Origin of the sequence: Halobellus litoreus (assembly GCF_024464595.1) — an archaeon.
In the GTDB taxonomy this organism is placed as follows: domain Archaea; phylum Halobacteriota; class Halobacteria; order Halobacteriales; family Haloferacaceae; genus Haloquadratum; species Haloquadratum litoreum.
Map to the genome: position 1 here is coordinate 511,531 of NZ_JANHAW010000003.1, position 18,876 is coordinate 530,406.

Genomic DNA, 18,876 nt, shown 5'->3' on the forward strand with positions numbered 1-18,876 from the left:
CAGGTACCGATATCGGGATCGGACGAAGACTCGTGGGGACACCTAAAACGTGAAATCAAACCAAACCATAGGTGTCGAGAACGTGGCTGTTACTGAATCACCAGCTCTCTCGACGTGTACTCTCCAAATTGAACGACGAGGTGGTCGTGGGGATGCGGGAGCTCGAGCACTCGAAAGTCACCTCAAGCGTCTCTCCGGCGTCCACGACGTCGATGTCTCGTTTCGAACAGGGGACGCCCGGATTACCTACGATGGGAGCGTCACCTCGGAAGAGACGATTCGAGATGCTGTCCGTGACAGGAACGTGTCGATCCAAGACGAATCTGAAAAAACAGCGGACGATGTGAGCACCCGCTCGGCACTCAGGCGGGAAGGGGTGTTCGTCGGCCTGACCCTCCTCGGGATGGTGACCGGGCTTGTGACTGGATGGCTCGAGGGACCGCAGCTTCTTATGTGGGCCGGCTACGCCGTCGCATACGCCTTCGGCGGTTGGTACGGACTCAAAGGCGCAATCGAGACGCTCCGCCACCGTGCGGTCGACATCGACCTCTTGATGATCGTCGCCGCGCTCGGTGCCCTCTCGATTGGCGCACCGTTCGAGGGCGCGATGCTGCTGTTCCTGTTCTCGCTGTCGAACACACTCCAGCACTACGCCATCGGTCGTTCGCGCCGGGCGATCAAGTCCCTCGTCGAAATGCGGCCGGATGAAGCTCAGGTGCTACGCGACGGCGAGGAGATCACCGTCCCCATCGATGACGTCGCCGTCGGCGACGTGTTCGTCGTGCGGCCCGGGGACAGGATTCCGCTCGACGGCGTCGTCGCGTCCGGCGAGGGGACTGTCGACCAGGCGTCGCTCACCGGCGAATCCGTCCCGGTACCGAAAGAGCCCGGCGACGAGGTGTTCGGCGGGACGATCAACGAGAGCGGCAGCCTCGAAATCGAGGTCACGCGGCAGGCCCACGAGTCGGCGATCAGCCGGCTCATCCATATGGTCGAGCGCGCCCAGAGCGAGAAGGCGCCGACACAGCGTCTCATCGACCGCCTCGAACAGCCGTACGTCCTCGGTGTGTTCGCGCTCACGATCGCGGCGATCGCGATACCACTCGCACTCGGAAGCGAGTTCACCAGCACGTTCTACCGCGCGATGACCCTGATGGTCGCGGCGTCGCCGTGTGCGGTCATCATCTCGACGCCGGCGGCGGTGCTGTCGGCGATCGCCTCCGGTGGGAGGCAGGGCGTCCTGTTCAAGGGCGGCGAACACGTCGAGACGGCCGCGAACATCGACGCGGTCGCGTTCGACAAGACGGGCACCCTCACGCAGGGCGAGACACAGTTGACGGACGTCTTCGTCCGAGAGGGCCTCGCCGACGAGTTGCTGACTGCCGACGAACTGCTCTCGCTCGCAGCCGCCGTGCAGGCCCGTTCGGAGCACCACCTCGCTCGTGCGACCGTCTCGGAAGCCGAAGACCGCGCACTCGACGTTCCCGACGCGCGGCGATTTCAGTCAAACGCCGGGAAAGGCGTCCGTGCCGACGTCGACGACGGGACCATCCACATCGGGAATCGAAGTTACGTCAAGACGGTTCTCGAAGACGCTTCGATCGAGGGGCTCGAGCCGGCTCTCGATCGGCTTCAGACGCTGGAGGCGGAGGGGAAGACGAGCGTCCTCGTCGCCCGCGAGCACGCCGGCAACGTCACCGTACTGGGATGGCTTGCGTTCACCGACACGGTCCGGCCGGGGGCTGCAGAGATGATCGAGAATCTCCGGTCGCTCGGCGTGGAGCACATCGTTATGCTGACCGGCGACAACGAACGCGTCGCCCAGCAGATCGCCGACGAAGTCGGTATCGATGAAGTGCAGGCGGAACTGCTGCCGGAAGAGAAGGTGGCAACCATCGAAGGTCTGGTCGACCGCTACGAGAACGTGGCGATGGTGGGTGACGGGGTGAACGACGCCCCGGCACTGGCGACGGCGACGCTTGGCATCGCGATGGGTGGCGCCGGGACTGACGTTGCCCTCGAAACGGCTGACGTCGTCTTGATGGGCGACGACATCGGAAAGATTCCCTACGTGCTCGGACTCGGTCGTCGGACGCGCCGGACGCTGACAGTCAATCTCGCAATCGCCTTCGGTGCGATTGCGCTGATGGTTGGCACGATTCTGTTGCGAGGCATCCCCTTACCGCTGGCGGTGGTCGGCCACGAGGGTTCGACGGTCCTCGTGTCCCTGAACGGTCTCCGGTTACTCGGATTCCGCGAATAACGGTCGATGAAGGCTTCGAACGGACCGATCAGCAACAACTGGTGTCGTCGGGAGTCCACTTACACGCATCGCCGGTAGTAAGGTTGTTTTCGTCGATATATGCGGAGAGACAGGCGTAGTTACAGAAGTACGTGGGCGAGCCACAGTCATCATCGCAGTCGCGGACGCAGATGGGGTCGTGGTCGAAGATTCGGGATTCACAGTACGCACACGTCTCGTCTGTTTCGGGTGTTGAGACGGTCGTCGACATACTCGTTCTGAGGAGGCTCTCACGGATAACGTTTCCTCGGCCTGTACTGAGTGATGCCGATTACCAGTCCGCATTATCACCCACAGATGTCCCCCGCAGAGCTGCAAAGCCACCCGTCACAGTTCCTCAGCTCCTGGTTCGCGTCACCCGTCGATATCCTTCGTACAGGGCTGGTAATCCGAGCGGAAGTGCGAGGAACCCGAACCCGAGAAGGGCATATCGGTCTCTATCCTGTTGTCGCACGACGAGGAGCGTCGTGACGATGCCGAATAGCGCAATTGTGTATGCCGTGTTGCTCCAGAGCACGTCGTAGGTTGAACAGTACAGCCAGCACACGAACGTGTAGGCCGGGGCGTCCCGTTCGGTGGATGGAGTTTCGGCCAGAAGAACCGGCAGTACGTGGTCCAGCCCAGCATCGCCGCGTCGGCAACCCGACGGGCCACACCGCTGCCCCACGATTCCTGTCGTCGCATCGCCGGTATCCAGCAAAAAAGAGTTCGGGGAAGCAGAAAACCCACAGCCAGATGCCGATAGTGTAGGTCACTGGCCAGTGCTCGATCCGGGGCTGTGCAATCGGCAGCCGTACTGACTCGGACAGCGTCGCCCACGAAAACGAGGGGTCGGGAACCGGATTCGTGAGGAACGCGACCAGACAGAGGACGATCCCGACGAGTAGTCGGTACAGACCCAGCGTCGTGTATCGGTTAAGCCACGCTGGAAGTCGCGGAGGTGTCGACTGTTGACGGTGGTCAGGGAAGCCGATCATTCTTCAGCTTTGTTGGCTCGAGATCAGACATCTCGTTCTTAGCGTTCACCCTGCTCTTAGGTGTGCTGATCGTTCTATGACACCCTCTCAACTCAACAAGACTGGGTCGACTGGAGGAGAGTTCTAACTTCCAGAATTCAAAATAAGACCAAGCCTAATAGGTAGGTGAAGTGGCTAACGCATACTGCGATGAGCTATCCTGGGATCTCGTACCGAGAGAACTCAGTCGCTCCACAGTCCGGGCACTCTTCGACCTTCAGTGACACGTTTCTCCCACAGTGGCGGCATTCAACTACCAAGGTTGGTCCGCCACGGGAGAGTAGGCGAGTAAAAACTGTTCGGACCCCCATTGTCCGCTGAACTACAGGAGATAGCGAGTTATTCTTTTGCCTCGTCCATTCTATTAGAACATTCACACTCGGTGACCAATCCACCGAAACCTTACGTTTGAGGAAGCTGAATATTCAATCGGGAACCCAGTTACACACTTTTTCACTCTTTATATGAACAGTGATGAAGCGATACTCGGCCGATGTCCGGATTGTGGCGAGCGAATTCCAGAAACGTGGCTCCTCGTCGAGTACGAGAAGAATGACGGAACTGATAGCGTGTGGGCCGAGTGTTCAGCGTGCGAAGACGTTGTTACACCGGAATGACCCGGGTGACAGACCCCAAGTGTTCTTTGTCGCGTCTGTTGTGTAAGACACTACCGATGGAAATACCTGACCAACTCCGGAGTTTGTTTTCAGCTACTGTCGAGGAACGAGACAGCTCGTATGTACTTGAAGTGCCCGACGAAGAGGTGTACACTGGTGAACTACAGCACGGCGAAACGTACCGTGTAGCGCTCCTTTCGTCACCATCAACTGATGAAACCGAGCAAACCGAAACCGAATCAAGAAACGAATTCAACTCCCCAGGGCCACCAGTCGAAGAAGGTGAGACTCGTACCGTCGAGATCGAAGACCTTGGCGACCAAGGTGACGGTCTTACCCGTGTCGAGCGTGGTTTCGTCGTCATCGTTCCGGATACCGAGCAAGGTGAGCGAGTCACCATCGAAATAACGGATGTACGCAAGAACGTCTCCTTCGCGGAAGTGGTTAAGCGGCTGAACTACTACGATTGAGACAAACATACACCGAGATTCGTTCACAGAATGTAGGAAGACATCGGCAAGTCCAAAGTGTCTACTTGATACGGCTTCCCACAGAGAATTGCCAGATACAAAATATGTAGATAGACGAGCCAGTCCGACGTGGATAGAGTCTCCGTCATTCACTTTCTAAGCCCTGAATCCCACGATTTCGGCAACTATAGATATATCGCCAACAGCAACAGTATCCGAGCCGCCATTCAGTAAGACTCGACACCATCTGATTTCCATCTAGATATACCGCTATCTGCCTGTTTCTACAGGTTTCACCCCATCGTCAAGCACAATTTTTCCCACACCGAATCTTTCTATCTCGTCGAGATCATTATTAGTGTCTTAGAAGTGCCCGACGCCTTTCTTAAGTAATTTGAAGCCGTTTAATGGCTCACTGTACCTCCAGAATAGTCCAAAGGAAGGATAGGGTATACCGGTACAAACGCCGCTGGCTCTCTCGGGGCCGAAGGGCCATCAAACGACGAGAGTGTCTTTCCGATATATCAGAATATTTAATAAAAGATTGGTGCGATTCGCGGTGGAGTTTGTCGTCCCCGAGAGGGGCGAGGGGCTGTCGTAAGTGCCCACTCAGCAAACTATGTCTTCTGAACGCGAGCAACAGCGATCACGACTTCACGGCGGGCAAACTGAGCAACCGAGCGACGAACCGTGGGCGGATCTCAAACTGACGATCCCGCACAACAGAAGTCCGACTGCCGTCGTCTCACTAGTCGAGTGCGCGCTCGTTGAACTCACCCACGAAGACGTCGGAGCCGAGGTCGTTTCGACGAACGTTGCGGGAGTGAAGCGGACACAGTACATCGCCACCGACGACGTCGCCCAACGGTTCCAAAGCGGTATTTCGACGAGCGGCTCGGCCGGCAAGAAACGACAGTCAGTCGTGAAACGGTTCGTGACGAGCTGGTCAGCCGGCCCACACACCAGTCGTCACTGGGCGGTGAGGTAGGTCAGAATGACGTTGACGGAGCTCAAGACAGATTCTGCGTAAAACCAGCTCGAGAACTTCGATTTCAGGAGTGATGTTTTAACCAACATCTGGACAAGTTGATTACCCGTTGTTGGTTAAGTCAGTGTCAACCTGTGGATCCCCAACCAACCAGGTCAGGAAATTATTCTTCAAAGTAATAAATATATCCTCCACCTGCAATTCCGAGTATGTCGGAGACAGACGCCGCTGATGGTCCTCCCCCCTTCGAGGACGCGGTCAGCAGCGACGACTACGAGGGCGACCCACTCGGAGAGCGAAGCCACGTCCCCCCATAGTCGCTTGGAACGCTCAATAGTGCTGCAGACGTCGAACACTATCTGACCTCTCTCGTAGACGACCGCACAGAGGATGTGGCGATCCAGGTGATCGGCTACATCTCGTTCTAAGCGGACTTGCCTGCTGACTATGGCGACACCAGCACAGTGCTCTCTTCAACCAACTCGGAAAATCGAATCCCCCTCCCTTCACAGCCTGTTCGTGAGATAATCGTATCGCTCCACTGTCTTCAACAGACGAGTTCTCTTCGAGAAAACTATCGACTGCCCTGCGTGCGGGTACTCGACATCGATTCGCTCACGATCGGTACACCCGACACATTCAGCTTTCTGTTCTCATTCACGTCAACGCCGACCGAATTTTCGATGAGCGTCGGTGCCGGCGTGCTCGGTATTGGCGCAGTTATCGGACTACTATATGCATTTATTCGGAGCTATCAACTCGTTCACACGCCCGTTGGGGAGTCGGACGAAGTAGGTCCTTAGATCAGACTGTTCTTTGATAGTTCGACGGTGATCTCAGGTAAGAGCGAATCCCAACTCCCGTTTTGTTCCGTTGTATATTCGAGGACCGGTGGCTCGAATTTACCCCGGACGTACATAGTTCCGGTTTGAATGATATCGCCGCCGTGAACGTCGTACGTTGCTTCGACCGTCTCGTCAGGACCGAGCGTTCGTACGAGCGGTGTTGACTCGACTCCGTAATTCTGTCTTGACTCAGCATCAACATACCGGCTTTCTTCGTATCGATCCGTCCAGAGAATAATCCCTGGTCCGGCGTCTTGCGTATCAGGCGACGGGACGAGTTCCAAGAGTCCGAACGGCCAAATCCCTGTATTCCGTATCTTAATGGGGATCTCCTGTTGGTTCGTAACAGTAAACGCCAACTGTGCCGGATGTTCGATGACGGCATTCGGTTCGACGATCTCCACCGATATGCCGAGTGGTGTGGTCGTTTCTGTTTGCACGTCCGTGATTGTGTACTCTGTCGCGCCGAGACACCCCGTGAGGCTTACCATCGATGCACTGGTAACGCCGAGTAGCGTTCGTCGCTTCATTGCGTGGTCTCCGTGGAAGATTCGTCTGATAGCTCTGGGCCGTCTGTCACTGCGACAAAGATCTCTTCAACTGTCGCATCGGAGCCGACGGTTGTTTCAGCACGGAGGGAATCGATTGTCCCTTCGGCCACAAGGCGCCCCTCGTGAAGGATTCCAACCCGGTCACACACAAGTTCAACTTGCCCGAGCACGTGACTGGAGAAAAAGATAGCAGCACCGCGATCGTTCTCTTCGTGAACGATTTCTCGAACGGTGCGAACGCCGTGTGGGTCAAGCCCAGTGAACGGTTCATCCAACACGAGCAAGTCTGGGTCACCGACGAGCGCCATTGCAAGCGCCAGTCGTTGCTCCATCCCTTGCGAGAACGTCCCGACTGACTGCCCGTCAACAGCGTCCAGTCCGACCCGATCTAATAACTCCGCTGGTGAATCACTGACTCGTTTCGTATCAAGAACCAATTCAAGATGTTGACGCGCGGTGAGCCCACCGTAGAGACTGTACCGGTCTGGAAGAATACCGATCCGGGAATGAACGTCGACGACATCGCGTTGTGGGTCCTGGCCGAGAACGCTAATCGAGCCCGTCGTCGGACGGAGATAGTCCATCAGCATCCCGATCGTCGTTGATTTGCCGGCACCATTCGGTCCGAGGAACCCGTAGATCTCATCGCCTTCGACAGTAAGCGTGAGCTCGTCGACGGCAGTCGTTGACCCATACTGCTTCGTCAGCCTCTCGGTCAGAATTGCAGGGTCACTCACACGGCATCACCTCGGGAGAAGTAATACCGAGCGAATCCCAATGGTACGACTGCCCACACGAGTAGAACGAGGAGTCCAACTGCTTCGTGGAGATACAACGGTGCTGTTCCAGGGGCGAACGTCGCTTCGACGACGTACGCGTTCGTCTGTGTCTGCGGCTCCAGTTTCGTAAGGACGTGACTGTATGTGTTGGCAGAATTCCCGACACCGAGCAGCCAGTTCGAGACGACACGATACGCGCCGTCAGGAGACAAGCGAAGTAGAAAGAACAGCGGGCCGGACGCTGGAGGTTCGTACGGATTGACCGGCGTGCCAGTAACCTGCGTGAAAATAGCCGTGCTGATCTGCGTCCAGAACAACACGAGTGGCAGAAAGATCACACCGAACACAGTCCCGGCAGCTGTGACTGTTCGCTTAGCGACAGCAGAGACTGCCGTCCCGATCGAGACGAGAACCCCAACGTACGCCAGCGTGATGACAATCATTCCAAGGAACAAGACTGGGTTGAACACACCGTGGTCAACCAATCCGATCCCGCCGAGAATGAGGCACGCGACCGTGACTGGGCCAGCGATACCGGCTGTTCGTCCAGCTACTTTCCCGAGAAGCACGTCTGTTCTCGTCAGCGGAAGCCCGAGTATGAATTTCATACTTCCAGACGTGCGTTCACCGACGATCGATTGGTAACTCAAGAGAAGCACTCCTAGTGGAAGGAGCACTGTTCCGGCGATCTGGACGTACCCAGCGGTAATATCCGCACCGAGCCCATCCCACCCAACATAGCTGGGGCGATACCCCCAAAGAACGATGAGAACGGCAAGTAACCACACGCCTTTCGACGTTACCACTGTTTTTGCCTCTTTGCGTGCAAGCGGGTACCAACGCATCAGCCCGACCATCTCTGGTCGTCCGCTTAGATATTCTGTAGAGTGAATCTCTCCTTTCACCTACCCTAAAAAAACCGCACCTTTCGCTTCTGCACTGTGCAGGTGGAAGCGCCACGACTCACAGGTGCTCGATTGCGACGCAGGAAAGAAGTCTTAGCCCCGAGTGAACGCGATCGAACAACGGAATCGAGGTGTGCCGTCCAAGCATTAGCAGTACCACGAAGAGAAGTGAGAGTGTCATAGAAATTTTATCACGGCGGTTTTTTCACACCTCGACAATTGAATCAGCAGTGAGATCCTTCCTGATAATTGACTATTTCGTACACTGCAGATGAATACGAGGGGACAGCTAGAACAATTCGGTGGGAATCATAGAGTCCACATCTGCTCAGTTCATATCACGGAGTATGATTTCCGCTGTGGCTCCGTTTACTTCGATCGAGACAAGATACGTCCCCGTGGCTGGAACCTCGAACGTTTCGTGTCCACTACTGGCTGCTGTTGCCACGACCTCTTCGTCTGTCGCGGCTTGATGCACGTATCCGGTGACAGTGGCAGGCCCATCGTCCGTTTTGTTGACTTCCAGTCGCATCTGATTCCCCTCTTCCAACTCCACCTCCCATTCCTTCGTCGGCGAGGTCGCCGAGATCTGTGTCTCGTGTAGTACCGCGTCTCCTTGGAGACAGCCCGATACTGTCGTCGTGGTCGTGATTCCGACCACCGTTCCCAGATATGTTCGTCTATTCATATGAAAAATCCAATCTTATTGCTACGTTATAATTCCTACGTCGGTAGCGAACAATTCGTAGCCCCCCTTTATTGACTGAATCTCAGTCAGGTCTGAGCATCCATCTATGACTCCCTGTGAAACAAACGAGATCTGTTCCCTGATTCTATGCTCTATCTCTTACACAATGTCCCGATCATCAAATAACAATTTCAATAGAATCGTGCCGAGGAGTTTGTGCTACTTGGGGGGCCGGACGAGGAGGTAGTCCTCTTTCGCTTCGATCCGATCGGGCGGGACGATGAGTTAACCGCGGTCTGGCTCACAATTGCTGGACTGGTGATCATGGGACCGTACGGTCTTTCACTGAAGTCGTCGGGAACTGTCTCCAACTGAACGTTTCACCAGATCAAAATAGTTTGAACGACCCGTGCACAATATGGTCCCTACACGACGACAGCTCCTCCAAGTAACCGGAACCGTATCGCTAACAGCATTGGCTGGGTGCTCAGCGGCTAATGTCCTCGACGGAGAGGAACCAACTGAAGAGTACACGCTTCATATCGACGCGGTCAACACGTCTCCGACAGAATATGCGCTTTATCAACCTGATGACGAGTCGCTGTTCGGTACGCCAGCACGAACCGCACTGCAAGCGATCGTGCCAGAGGGCCGGCACACGACCTACGGGTACAAACCATTGCCAAGCGACGCGTACGTGGAACACGACGGGTCGTACTTTCAGACGAAACACGTCGTCACCGGGCAGGAACGTGTAGAGCGGTCACTTGTGCAGGTCACTCCCATCTCAGAAGAGAACGTCCCGGAAGATGCAATCCTGATCGACGCACTCGAACAGCCGAGTGCGCGGGTTCTCAAGATTCTGCACTCGTACACACAGACCGGTGGGAGGACCAGTACAGCGGAACTCTTACGCGGTGATCAGTACGTGCTTCGCCGCCCAGCCGAACAAGAAAGTCCACTCGGGACCGGCGAACTTGATGGGCAAGTGGTTACGATGACCGAGGACGGCACGTGGGCCTACCGAGTACACGTCACAACCGAGCGAATCGTCGAGACTGCCTACACCGCCTTGGCTGTCAACGTGGCGAGTTCACGTCAACAATTCCGTGACGTCGTGTTTGGCTCTCGAATCGACGCGACGCTCACTGCAGATGAACTCCCTACAGATGCACGTGACCGTCTCGACCAAACAATCAACCGAGGCTCGTCATCCGAGACTGCACCGCTCCCCGACTCGTTCGTCACCCTTCTCAAGGCACTCCATCTCGGGGCTGTCAACACGGCGACGAACGGGAAACTCCTCTGGTACGATGACGCACTCTATCGCTACGGCCTCTACGTAAACGACGCATCCTGAACCGGCTTCGTAAAATACGATCGCCTACCAGAAACAGTGCGGGAATTGTTAGGACAGAGTTTCAATAAATCAGCTCTGTTGAAATCCTCAGCGGCTGATACAAACGGCGTGCTGAATAGAAGGCGCGAGTCGGTCACGAATGAGTGGTGTCAGTGGAGGGGATAGGTCGTCGAACGTTTATTACCGAATGACCGCATACATTCGTTGATTGGAGTATGACCGACTATCTAGGTGTCTCCCGGCGGGATGTCGGGGCGGGTCTCGCCGCCGGCGGGTCGGCGCTCCTCTTTGCCGTTCTGGTTAACCTCTGGAACTTTTTCCAGACGGTCAGGGCCCGAGGATTTGACTCCGCGAGTCTAGCGGAGTATCGACGAGGAAGTGAGATCATCTTCCTCGGGATGATCGTCACACCGGTCGTCGCTCTCGTCGTCGCGACCGTCGTCTGGCGTGTGATGATGCCGGATGAACCGGAACCAGTCTACGGTGCGATAGCAGGTGTCGTTTCAGCGCTCGGATCGCTCTTCATATTCGCCACTCTGATAGGCATTATATTCTCTCTGAGTCAGTTGTCCGCTGGCGCACTCGTCGGTGCGGTCTCCGAGTTCATCTTCATCACTGCTGTAATCGCTCTATTCGGGGGTATCATTACTCTCCCCATTGCCGCCCCACTAGGGGCTTTTGTGGGATACGGATACGAATGGTACTTTGCTAGACGGAAGACGTAATCAGTTGTTGATGATTCCCGCTCGTTCTGTTTCCCTCATACTGGACGTAGCCAAACGACCCGACCAGCACGTAGTCAATTGCTGAATCGACCCCCTATAGTCAGCACGCACTCCAAAAAACAAATTACCACACAAGAATTTCAACAGAGCCGCCAAACAGTGCAACTAGTCGGGCTACGAGGTCTCTGTGTCAAGAGGCGCTGTAATCTGTTGCTGAGTTTCAAGCCCGGTCTGGAAGCGACTGATGATCTGCGATTGATGTTCGGGACAGGCGAGGATGCTCACAGCGCCGGTCCCCACCGGTACGGCGGGCTGTTGTAGATTATAGGGAGCGAGATGACAACTCGGACATCCGATACCCCCAGCGGGTCGATGCTCAACGAGATCCGCGCTTTCATCGGTCGTATACCCACAGATAGTGGTAAACTCTTCCTGATGCTCATCACACCCAACGACTGGGATTGTATATTGATCAAGAAGCAAAAACGAGAGATACTGCTGATCTGGTGACTGGAGTGCAGTTTCACAGGCAGTACAGGGGACTGTTGGCGCACCAGCAAACTCTTCTGACTGGGGAGAAAGGGAGATTCTGGAGTCCATCTGACGGTTCTGATTAGGGTTTTGTACTCAGCGGGGGTAAGTCGTGTGGACTGCTACTTAGAGTCATAGACGGACTGGTATCACTCCTCGAATGTTCTTGCTACTGCTGCGGTTGTGTTTAGCTGCGGTAAAGGCAGTCATTCGTGAGATTCGTCTACGGATACCGGTTCGCCTCCTTCCATCTGCCATTCAAGTTCGACATCGAATTCGGCCTCGTCCTCGGTGACCTCGTACTCAACTTCCAGTTCAAACCGTTCTGGAACTGCCACTGTGAAGCCATTGTCCCCCTCAATGTCAATTCTCCCATTCTCGACACCATCAGCGACTTCCCGAAGAACTCCCGCAGCGTCTGCTCGATTCATCATCTTCTCCCCTTCACGCTCCGTCTCATCGTCTGCCGATTTCGCTTCGGTCTCGGATTCTTGTTTATTGTTTCTCATACCAGAGAAACAACGACTTTCAATAAAATATCTCGGGCTTCAACCAATCACTTTGACCAGCAAGGTTGTTTCGCATCCTGCTATGCCTGAGGCTGTGGATCGCCACAGATCCGTAGCAAGTGTCTAGTTGTCGACAGAGTAGGTAGTCAAATCAGCAAGCTTCCGATTGGTCTATCACGCCCTCTTGAGTACGTATATTAAAGAAGGTCGTAGGAACCATCCGATTTTGAGCCTACGATTTATTTAATTGGTTCAGAAGAATTTTTGCGTTTATGGCCGCGCGACATCACGTCTTGGATTCGAATCTGTCCGAGACAAAAGGTAAGAGTTATCGAAACGAGTTTACAGCAGCATTAGTTGCTGGATTCAGTGTACTATCGTATCAGTACTGGTCAGTTGGTACCCTGTCAGTCGAGATGATGAACGCGAACGCGGTCACAGCTTCGACCACGCCGACTGCGGGCGTCGGGAGCACGGTGACGGCGTCCGTTTCGAGGAGCCGGTTAGCGAGGATGATCACACCCGCGAAGACGACGATCGACGGGTAGGACCGAAACAGGCGAACGGACCAGACGAGCGCGTCGAGGACGGTCCGATTGGTGGTGGTCGTCTCGATGTTTCGGCAGTCGAGACAGCCACATCCGTCAACGTCGTCTCGCGCCTTGATCGTCGGTGCCACGTCACGCGTAGTTGTATCGTCGATGGTAGAAGTCCTTCGGACCAGTGCGTCGGTGTGGTCCCTCATTCCCCAGTAACGAACTGTGAGATGGATTCGCCGGCCGCAAGCAGGATCGACGGCGGACCAAGTAGCGAGGCGAAGGAGTTGAACGCGCGCTTGAGACTCGGTCGGTCGTTCTCGGTCCCGAGGAAGAGCAGCGTCGGATCTTCCGAGACGACGAACACGCTCATCTCGCGGCCCTTCTCCGAATAACACGTTTCGGTGACCTTGAGCACGCCAGCCGATTCCGCCGTCCTACCGATCGAGGACCCCGTACTACGAGGGGAACCGCCGGTTGTAGATCGGCATCGTCAACTCTCGGGGAAGACCGTGTCCGGGTCCCGAGCCTCGAGTGGACCGACTTGTTTACCCGTCGTCGCATAGCGGTAGAGCGCCGTTCGGACGATCGCAGAGGCCGTCTGCGACCCCACGATGGAAGCGACGACGATCCCACCGCCACTGACGAGCGCACCCACGGCGACTATGCCATCGAGAACGAAGTATCCAGCCGCACCCAGCGCGACGCCCGGGAGCGCAACGAGTAGGAAGACGAAACTCACGCCAAGCGTGGCGGAGACGCTTTCACCCCACGTGTCTCGGAAGAGCGATCCGCTCCGACGGAGTTGCCGACGCAGACTCCGCCGCTCGTCGAGGACGATGACCGGCACGATGAAAAACGTCAGGAGTGCCCACGCGAGATCGAAGACGGCCCGCGTCAGGCTCCCGACGACGCCGAATTTCTCGTCGAGGATGTACAGGACTGTGCCGAGCGTCGCAGCGGTGACTGCCCACAGGGCGATCTGCAGGCGAGCACGCCACGCCGCGGCGAGGCCATCCCGAACCGAGGTCTGGTCTCCATCGAACAGTTGTGCCGCGCAGTGCACCACGGCAGCGTTGAAAAACGTCGCCACGCTTGAGGAGATCGCAATCGCACAGAACAACACGCTGTACTTGTAGAGGTCGTTCGTGAGAAGCGACGTGAGGAGGCCCCGTTGGATGATGATCGCTCCGAGGACGGCGAATGCGCTCCCGACGGCGAGGAGACTCAAAGCCGGAAGGACCAGAAGCGTCGGTCGCTGGGTGAAGATGCGGAGACTGTCACGGGTGATCTCGAAACCGCGTCGGTATTTCGAGGTCATACTGAACGGTTTCCGTTCGACTGGTCACGAGCACACCGGGCGCTGTTGCGTATTGAACGTGCTACGGCACCGTTAGTCGCTCGGCGTCCGCTACTCCACGTGAGCGGAGTCAGGCTGGTTTGTCGTGTGATGGAGGGCATACGACGCGGTTCGGTCAGTGGACGTATAAAAATCCGGGAGAATGAAAACTGCATCTGAACGACCGACTCGTTCCTCGGCCAGGGGTTCGCCGTACTCCGCTATGATTTTAGTGCGTGTTGCGGGAACACGCAGATATGGCCGCCCTCCAAACGACGCCGCCTTCAGTCAGTGCTGCGATTGCTGCGCTCGTGGGACTCGCGCTCGTCGGAAGTCTTCTCGGAGCGATCGGTAGCGCTGTCGTTCGCCGGCTGGGAAACCCCGTCGGAAAGTACCGGCTGCTGTATGGGGCCGTACTCTTCCCGTACACACTGCTCGCCTACGCCGTGTTCGCCCTCACCGGGTTCGGCGCTGCCGTCCTCACCACGCTGCCCGCCGCTCCGGACCTTGTGACCGGGATTCTCGTGGATTTCGTCACGTTCCTCGCCGCCGGCTGTGTCTGGATCGTTTCGTATCTCCCGACGGTACGGGGGATCCGCGATGTGCGCGACGTTGATCTCGCCACCAGTACGTCAATCTGGAAGATGACACGGTACGTTATCGGAGTCAGTGCGCTTCTCACCGTGGTGCTCGTCCCACTGCAAGTGGGCTCGATCGAGTCCTCACCGCTCGCCCTGGCTGTCGGACTCGTAGCGCTCGTGCTCGGGATGCTGTACGCAGCACCGTGGCTCATCTCAATCCTTCGCTCGACATCGACGCCGACTGGAGACACTGCGGATCGAGTGGAGCGACTCCGTCACCGCGCAGGACTCACCGTTCGGGACGTACGGATCCTCGACACCGAAAACGAAGAAACGGCGGAAACGCTCGTTCGTGGCCCGCCGAACTACCGGCGGCTCTTCGTGACGAGCACGTTTCTCGATGTCTTCGACGACGAAGCCGCCTCAGCGTTGCTAGCGATTGAGGCCGGGAAACTTCGAGCCCACGTCTTTGAGGTCAGAGTTGGGACGGTTCTCGTGGCTGGCATCGCTCTGATCGCGTCCGTCACCGATATCGGTCCGCGGTGGCCGTTACTCGGGCTCTCACTCGGATCGGTTTTCGTCGGGTTTTGGCTCTCGCAACGACGGATCCGTGCGGCTGACGAGTATGCTGCCGAAAAGGTCGGGCGAACGACTGTTGCTGACGCGCTGGGCGAGTACGCCGAGGTGCACGCGCTCGAACCGACACGACGACGAATTCCGAATCCGCTCTCTATCAAGGTCGCCCTCGGAGATCGTATCGATCGGCTTCGAACAGCAAGCGAACAGTGAATTGCGTCAACCCACGTCAGTACTGTCTAAAACCAGTTTTTGAGCTTGGATTATCCTTTTCTTGTTTACCATCGAGTACTGGATATGCCCTCCCAGCAAGCGTTACCCGCACACTCGCCTCCCGGTCGATCAACCGAGAGAACTTGCGTATCTCGACTTCGTTCCTGACCCTTCGGAGCATCTATGCTAGCTCTTCCCCTACAGCTATCGGGAACCGATCAGCGAGATTCGCTGCCTTCAACTCGAAGAACTAGTCGTCGGACCTGTTCGGACGCCGCGCCGGCGTGTGGTTCATCGTGAGTCTCCCGTCCGAGATTTCAGCCGCCTTGGAAACGAGACGCGGACGACGAGTTCGTGCGGCTTTCGCTGGGCTTGGGATCACCGTCAGTGCGTTGCTCGCTGGCTTAATCGGCGTTGTGTTAACAGGAGGTCTCGTCTCGGTATTTGATCTCGCTGAATCACCGGTCGTTCGGGTTCTCCAAGGGAATTATATTCAAGTCGGGTTCGCTGGCTTCGCTGTCGCGTACCTGCTCTGGCAAGGTGACTGGAACCGATATATCAAGGTCCGATGGCCCACTCTCGAAGACCTCGGCTGGATCGTCGGGTTGCCCCTTCTCTTTGCGGTCCAAGGAGTCGTTCTCCCGCCGGTACTAGCCGCGGTCGGACTTCCCCATCCACAGCCAGGGACCGGGATGGAAGAACTCGCGTTAGAGACTCGGCCCTTGCTCTGGCCGGTCGCGTTCGTCGGGATGTATCTGTTCGCTGCGCCGGCTGAGGAGCTTGTCTACCGCGGAATCGTTCAAGGTCGGCTTCGCGCTGTCTTCGATACCCTCGGTGTTGTGGTCCTCGCCGGACTGTTGTTCGGGGTGCTGCATTTCCTGGTCGGATTGATGACGCAGGGCGTGAGTTTCGGTGGCAGCCTCTACTGGGGGATCGACACAGTGATTCCCGGGTTGGCTTGGGGGTACGCGTACGAACGCACGGAGAACCTCGTGGTCACGGCAGTCACACACGCGATGGTCTGGACCGTCACACTCCACGAAATCGTGCTCCACGCACTTCCGATATAGTCTCTATAATGCCTTCCTTGCAACACATCGATCGACTCGAACTCGCTATCTCAGTCGCGCTCTTAAGCCTGTTCGTCGTGGGGTTTGCCTACGATTCGGACTATATGATCAGGGTCTACAGTCCGGCTAGCTACGTGTGGGTTGGATTGGTTATCGCAGTTGTGGTAGTACTCTCGTATCGTCCGTTCCGCACATCTTGGGCGTCGAGTATGCTCATCGGAGCGATGGTCCTCACGTGGGGACTGCATAATATCGCTGTCCGGGGGCGTCACTCGTGATGGGATACGGCTTCGCTGCACTTGGAACCCTGTCAATCGCCTATGGGATCTACGACCGATTTAGACCACCAGCATTTCCCGATCTGCCGACATTGAGATAGAGAACTGAGACTACTGAAGTGACGTGCTGTCGAAGTCTTATCCACGGATTTCTGGATTGACTTTCCCAGCAATCCATCCACCCAAGACGCCGCCGAATACTCCGATCAGTATCGCTAACATCCCCGTGGCAAGGATAAGCATACTCAGAAGCAGAACCCCGAATACCAGCCCGCCTTCCGAAGCCGACGTGAGGAACCAGTCACGTAGAAAGCCAGACGACCACGCAAAGGCAGGAACCGTTCCGAGAATGCCAGCACCCATACCAGCTTTTTTGAACTGACCCGATCCGTTTGCGGCGAGAAATCCGGCGAGAGCACTCCCAATAATCACTCCCGAGAGGTTATAATACGACTCTGCACCAACGAACAAATTATGTATAGTCACCACCAGAATACCGACTACCCCGCCAAAAAGCGCGTGCACATACGTTGGCGTATCTTCTTCCAACAACCAATCTAGTTCCATATCGACCAATTCAATCAAGAAGCCCATATTCTCCCCGTTGTGTCAAACTGATCTCGAAGCTATCCATTCGAATCTGAGATCAGTAGTAGCTCCAATTCTCGTTCACTGTGTCTACCGATGTGAGGGTGTCTGTGTAGCCGGGGAAGAAGAATTTCCACAGGAATGCGATGACGACTTCAACAAACAACTGAGTGTCTGCTCGATGCTTTCAACAGCCTGTGCTGCAGCAAGCGTTCCCCGGGGACGGCGAGGGTATCAACTGAATCTTGGAGGTGACCAGTCGTCACAATCAGTCTATTGTTACTATAGGTGGTTCCGAGACAGCCGGAACTACGATCGAAATGCGCCCCACAGATACAACCCGGCACTTGCAAATACAACGGTCGTCAGCCAGACCGCTTCAAGTTCAGACGCGAATGACTCAATGAGATGAATCGTGAACAAATACCCGACAGGCCCACCAATAGCACTCGCAAGGACAACGATCGAAACAGCGTGATTCACCGGAATCCTAGTCTCGTCCCAGTCCTGACTCATATCTTCGATGTCTCTACAGTAGGTAAAATATCTTGACACCGCTTTGGACGGGTTATAACGGTGTCATAGAACTATTCTCACACCCAAGTCACAGCGAATCGAATCGTTCAGTTCAGACGAACGCTGTATCAAATCAGATCGCCATCCACTCAGTATCTGTCAGGAATGAGCTGCTGAATATAGAGGGTATGTGCAGTACAAGGATTCCAGCAAGTTCACGGTGGACTCCGACACATCCCATCGTCGCGTTAGGACTCAAAGACATGTCCTCTACCGATTCACAGCTAGAGTGGACGAGCCCGGAACACGTCGCAACCGTCGCTGTTACTCTTTATATAGGAGATGCCGGTAGTGTCCACTTGGATTATCGAGGTACGACCCTGCCTCACACCGCCTCACGCCGACTCGCGCGTAACAGGAGGATGCCGAGGCCGACGAACCAGACGATCTGAGTGAGGCCAAAGATGCCGCCGCCGACTTCGCCGAATGCCGGGATGGCTGAGAGGATGCCTGCCGTACCGACCACGAGACCAACGTAGTTCAGCGCCCGGTGTAGTGCCCGTGCCCGTAGTGCGACCACACTCACGAGAAGGGTCCAGATACCGCCGACGATCTCGTTGCCGCCACCAAGCCCGTCGATGACCGGACTGACCGCTAGCCAGACCGTCGTCGCTTGGGTCGGGTCCGTGCCGTACAGATCTACGACGACGCCCGTGGCGATGTTGGCGACCATCCCACTGGCGATGACGAGCCCGGCCCAAATCAGCCCGAACGCGGTCGTCGCCCCCATCAGCATCGGTGCGTCGGTCTTGAGGCGCGCGTGGAGTGACAAGACGAGCGCTACCAGAACGACGCCGAAGACCACGTAGATGAGTAGGTACATCGCGTACAGA

General features: G+C 56.3%; 18 protein-coding genes and 3 pseudogenes. 9 read left to right on the forward strand and 12 right to left on the reverse strand.

What is annotated here, in order from left to right; translation table 11 throughout:
- Nucleotides 1-82: 82 nt before the first annotated feature.
- On the forward strand, nt 83-2,263 hold the full coding sequence (locus tag NO360_RS16720; protein ID WP_345780215.1) for a heavy metal translocating P-type ATPase: 2,181 nt from the start codon (nt 83-85) through the stop codon (nt 2,261-2,263).
- Between the two features lie 28 nt (nt 2,264-2,291).
- Here the strand turns inward: NO360_RS16720 and NO360_RS16725 are convergent, their stop codons facing one another.
- Nucleotides 2,292-2,513, reverse strand: a complete 222-nt coding sequence (locus tag NO360_RS16725; RefSeq protein ID WP_256308996.1) for a hypothetical protein — start codon at nt 2,511-2,513, stop codon at nt 2,292-2,294.
- A 1,269-nt stretch (nt 2,514-3,782) separates the two neighbouring features.
- On the opposite strand from NO360_RS16725, the gene NO360_RS19175 reads away from it, so the two are divergent.
- The 4 genes and pseudogenes from NO360_RS19175 to NO360_RS19005 all read left to right on the forward strand — a co-directional run.
- Nucleotides 3,783-3,935 (forward strand): DUF7837 family putative zinc-binding protein, encoded by a 153-nt coding sequence (locus NO360_RS19175; protein WP_465260952.1) that lies wholly within the window; start codon nt 3,783-3,785, stop codon nt 3,933-3,935.
- Nucleotides 3,936-3,991: 56 nt separating this feature from the next.
- Nucleotides 3,992-4,405 (forward strand): TRAM domain-containing protein, encoded by a 414-nt coding sequence (locus NO360_RS16730; RefSeq protein WP_256308997.1) that lies wholly within the window; start codon nt 3,992-3,994, stop codon nt 4,403-4,405.
- 619 nt (nt 4,406-5,024) lie between these two features.
- A pseudogene (locus NO360_RS16735) lies at nt 5,025-5,467 on the forward strand (DUF8030 family protein).
- Nucleotides 5,468-5,659: 192 nt separating this feature from the next.
- Nucleotides 5,660-5,821: pseudogene (locus NO360_RS19005) on the forward strand (PemK-like protein); the annotation flags it as partial.
- Nucleotides 5,822-6,192: 371 nt separating this feature from the next.
- Here the strand turns inward: NO360_RS19005 and NO360_RS16740 are convergent.
- The 4 genes from NO360_RS16740 to NO360_RS16755 all read right to left on the reverse strand — a co-directional run bounded on the left by NO360_RS16740 (nt 6,193) and on the right by NO360_RS16755 (nt 9,161).
- Nucleotides 6,193-6,768, reverse strand: coding sequence for a DUF8130 domain-containing protein (locus tag NO360_RS16740; RefSeq protein WP_256308998.1), 576 nt, complete (start codon nt 6,766-6,768; stop codon nt 6,193-6,195).
- Complete coding sequence (locus NO360_RS16745) at nt 6,765-7,526, reverse strand: ABC transporter ATP-binding protein (RefSeq protein WP_256308999.1); 762 nt, start codon at nt 7,524-7,526, stop codon at nt 6,765-6,767. Before NO360_RS16745 ends, NO360_RS16740 begins: the two co-directional genes overlap by 4 nt.
- Nucleotides 7,523-8,425, reverse strand: a complete 903-nt coding sequence (locus tag NO360_RS16750; protein ID WP_256309000.1) for an ABC transporter permease — start codon at nt 8,423-8,425, stop codon at nt 7,523-7,525. Before NO360_RS16750 ends, NO360_RS16745 begins: the two co-directional genes overlap by 4 nt.
- Nucleotides 8,426-8,801: 376 nt before the next feature.
- The gene (locus NO360_RS16755; protein WP_256309001.1) at nt 8,802-9,161 is read right to left on the reverse strand and encodes a hypothetical protein; all 360 of its coding nucleotides are present in this window, start codon (nt 9,159-9,161) and stop codon (nt 8,802-8,804) included.
- Between the two features lie 418 nt (nt 9,162-9,579).
- On the opposite strand from NO360_RS16755, the gene NO360_RS16760 reads away from it, so the two are divergent.
- The gene (locus NO360_RS16760) at nt 9,580-10,521 is read left to right on the forward strand and encodes a hypothetical protein (RefSeq protein ID WP_256309002.1); all 942 of its coding nucleotides are present in this window, start codon (nt 9,580-9,582) and stop codon (nt 10,519-10,521) included.
- Between the two features lie 215 nt (nt 10,522-10,736).
- Entirely contained in the window at nt 10,737-11,246 is a 510-nt protein-coding gene (locus tag NO360_RS16765) for a hypothetical protein (RefSeq protein ID WP_256309003.1), read from the forward strand.
- Nucleotides 11,247-11,983: 737 nt separating this feature from the next.
- Here NO360_RS16765 and NO360_RS16770 read toward each other — a convergent pair.
- From NO360_RS16770 to NO360_RS16785, 4 genes and pseudogenes are all read right to left on the reverse strand, one after another.
- Nucleotides 11,984-12,286, reverse strand: coding sequence for an amphi-Trp domain-containing protein (locus NO360_RS16770; RefSeq protein WP_256309004.1), 303 nt, complete (start codon nt 12,284-12,286; stop codon nt 11,984-11,986).
- 382 nt (nt 12,287-12,668) lie between these two features.
- On the reverse strand, nt 12,669-12,965 hold the full coding sequence (locus tag NO360_RS16775) for a hypothetical protein (RefSeq protein WP_256309005.1): 297 nt from the start codon (nt 12,963-12,965) through the stop codon (nt 12,669-12,671).
- Nucleotides 12,966-13,027: 62 nt separating this feature from the next.
- Nucleotides 13,028-13,252 (reverse strand): annotated as a pseudogene (locus tag NO360_RS16780) (ArsR/SmtB family transcription factor); the annotation flags it as partial.
- 63 nt (nt 13,253-13,315) lie between these two features.
- Nucleotides 13,316-14,143, reverse strand: a complete 828-nt coding sequence (locus tag NO360_RS16785; RefSeq protein ID WP_256309007.1) for a DUF6159 family protein — start codon at nt 14,141-14,143, stop codon at nt 13,316-13,318.
- Nucleotides 14,144-14,418: 275 nt separating this feature from the next.
- Here NO360_RS16785 and NO360_RS16790 point away from each other — a divergent pair, with 275 nt between their 5' ends.
- Entirely contained in the window at nt 14,419-15,531 is a 1,113-nt protein-coding gene (locus NO360_RS16790; protein WP_256309008.1) for a peptidase, read from the forward strand.
- Between the two features lie 284 nt (nt 15,532-15,815).
- The gene (locus NO360_RS19010) at nt 15,816-16,601 is read left to right on the forward strand and encodes a CPBP family intramembrane glutamic endopeptidase (RefSeq protein WP_256309009.1); all 786 of its coding nucleotides are present in this window, start codon (nt 15,816-15,818) and stop codon (nt 16,599-16,601) included.
- 416 nt (nt 16,602-17,017) lie between these two features.
- Here NO360_RS19010 and NO360_RS16800 read toward each other — a convergent pair whose 3' ends face one another.
- The 3 genes from NO360_RS16800 to NO360_RS16810 all read right to left on the reverse strand — a co-directional run.
- On the reverse strand, nt 17,018-17,473 hold the full coding sequence (locus tag NO360_RS16800; protein WP_256309010.1) for a DUF5518 domain-containing protein: 456 nt from the start codon (nt 17,471-17,473) through the stop codon (nt 17,018-17,020).
- Between the two features lie 303 nt (nt 17,474-17,776).
- Nucleotides 17,777-17,983, reverse strand: coding sequence for a hypothetical protein (locus tag NO360_RS16805; RefSeq protein WP_256309011.1), 207 nt, complete (start codon nt 17,981-17,983; stop codon nt 17,777-17,779).
- 385 nt (nt 17,984-18,368) lie between these two features.
- Nucleotides 18,369-18,876, reverse strand: a 508-nt coding sequence (locus NO360_RS16810; protein ID WP_256309012.1) for a hypothetical protein, incomplete at its 5' end; no start/stop codon positions are given.

What these genes read in the sequence shown, in the direction of transcription:
- NO360_RS16725 (WP_256308996.1), bottom strand. Translation starts at nt 2,513, where the DNA reads ATGTCGACGACCGTCTCAACACCCGAAACAGACGAGACGTGTGCGTAC.
- NO360_RS19175 (WP_465260952.1), top strand. Translation starts at nt 3,783, where the DNA reads ATGAACAGTGATGAAGCGATACTCGGCCGATGTCCGGATTGTGGCGAG.
- NO360_RS16730 (WP_256308997.1), top strand. Translation starts at nt 3,992, where the DNA reads ATGGAAATACCTGACCAACTCCGGAGTTTGTTTTCAGCTACTGTCGAG.
- NO360_RS16740 (WP_256308998.1), bottom strand. Translation starts at nt 6,768, where the DNA reads ATGAAGCGACGAACGCTACTCGGCGTTACCAGTGCATCGATGGTAAGC.
- NO360_RS16750 (WP_256309000.1), bottom strand. Translation starts at nt 8,425, where the DNA reads ATGGTCGGGCTGATGCGTTGGTACCCGCTTGCACGCAAAGAGGCAAAA.
- NO360_RS16755 (WP_256309001.1), bottom strand. Translation starts at nt 9,161, where the DNA reads ATGAATAGACGAACATATCTGGGAACGGTGGTCGGAATCACGACCACG.
- NO360_RS16760 (WP_256309002.1), top strand. Translation starts at nt 9,580, where the DNA reads ATGGTCCCTACACGACGACAGCTCCTCCAAGTAACCGGAACCGTATCG.
- NO360_RS16765 (WP_256309003.1), top strand. Translation starts at nt 10,737, where the DNA reads ATGACCGACTATCTAGGTGTCTCCCGGCGGGATGTCGGGGCGGGTCTC.
- NO360_RS16770 (WP_256309004.1), bottom strand. Translation starts at nt 12,286, where the DNA reads ATGAGAAACAATAAACAAGAATCCGAGACCGAAGCGAAATCGGCAGAC.
- NO360_RS16785 (WP_256309007.1), bottom strand. Translation starts at nt 14,143, where the DNA reads ATGACCTCGAAATACCGACGCGGTTTCGAGATCACCCGTGACAGTCTC.
- NO360_RS16790 (WP_256309008.1), top strand. Translation starts at nt 14,419, where the DNA reads ATGGCCGCCCTCCAAACGACGCCGCCTTCAGTCAGTGCTGCGATTGCT.
- NO360_RS16800 (WP_256309010.1), bottom strand. Translation starts at nt 17,473, where the DNA reads ATGGGCTTCTTGATTGAATTGGTCGATATGGAACTAGATTGGTTGTTG.
- NO360_RS16805 (WP_256309011.1), bottom strand. Translation starts at nt 17,983, where the DNA reads ATGAGTCAGGACTGGGACGAGACTAGGATTCCGGTGAATCACGCTGTT.